This window comes from Vibrio sp. 2134-1 (assembly GCF_033339495.1).
Window position 1 is genome coordinate 1 of sequence record NZ_JAWOUS010000228.1, and the last position, 879, is coordinate 879.

Consider the following 879-nt stretch of genomic DNA (forward strand, 5'->3'; position numbering starts at 1 on the left):
TACTGCATGATCACCATCATCATGACCACTCACACGATCATGACCAATCGCATGGACACTCGCACGAGCACCACGACCACAATCTTGCCGCCGCGTATTTTCATGTCTTGGCAGATACCTTAACGTCACTGTTGGCGATCGTCGCACTTATTATCGGTAAGTTTTACGGATGGATTTGGTTAGATGCCATTATGGGGATCGTTGGTGCTTTTGTGATTGGTAAGTGGACTCTCGGTTTGATGAAGCAAACTGCACCAGTCTTATTAGATGAGAACATTAATCACGAGTACCTACAGGCAATCAGAGAGACGCTTCAGCCATACGCAGACGTGCTGGATCTGCATGTTTGGAAGGTGAGCGGACATCATTACTCGGCTGCGATTGTGTTACATAATCGCAGTGATAAAACGTTGAGAGAATTTAAGCAATTACTGAGTAAGTTTGATAAGATTCATCACCTTACTCTAGAGTTACAAAATAGCTGACGATGAGCGAACTAGAAAAGTTGAATCAAATGCTGACCGAGTTCTATGACAAGATGTCTTCTTGGGAACAGTCAGTCGTAAAAGAAACCGGCTACTCTTTGGCCCAAGTCCATACTATTGAAGTGCTGGGCGGCCATGGTGCGCTGCGCATGAAAGAACTGGCGGAAAAGTTAGGCATCACGACCGGAACGTTAACGGTACAAATCGAAAAGTTAGTGAATGCGAGCGTGATAGAACGTTGCCCTCATCCGGAAGATCGCCGTGCTATCGTTGTGAGGCTTACACCAGAAGGTGAGAAAATTCATCGCCATCATAACCAGTTGCACCTTGATCTTGTGCGTGATCTTACTCGTCATATTGCGCCAGAGCAGCAATCAACCTTTCTATCGTGTTT

2 protein-coding genes are annotated in these 879 nt (G+C 45.7%); both read left to right on the forward strand.

Features of this window, described 5'->3' with window-relative positions; translation table 11 throughout:
* On the forward strand, positions 1 to 485 hold a 485-nt coding region (locus tag R7R78_RS25110), incomplete at its 5' end, for a cation diffusion facilitator family transporter (RefSeq protein WP_225474499.1).
* 2 nt (positions 486 to 487) lie between these two features.
* Positions 488 to 879, forward strand: a 392-nt coding sequence (locus R7R78_RS25115; RefSeq protein ID WP_225474500.1) for a MarR family winged helix-turn-helix transcriptional regulator, incomplete at its 3' end; no start/stop codon positions are given.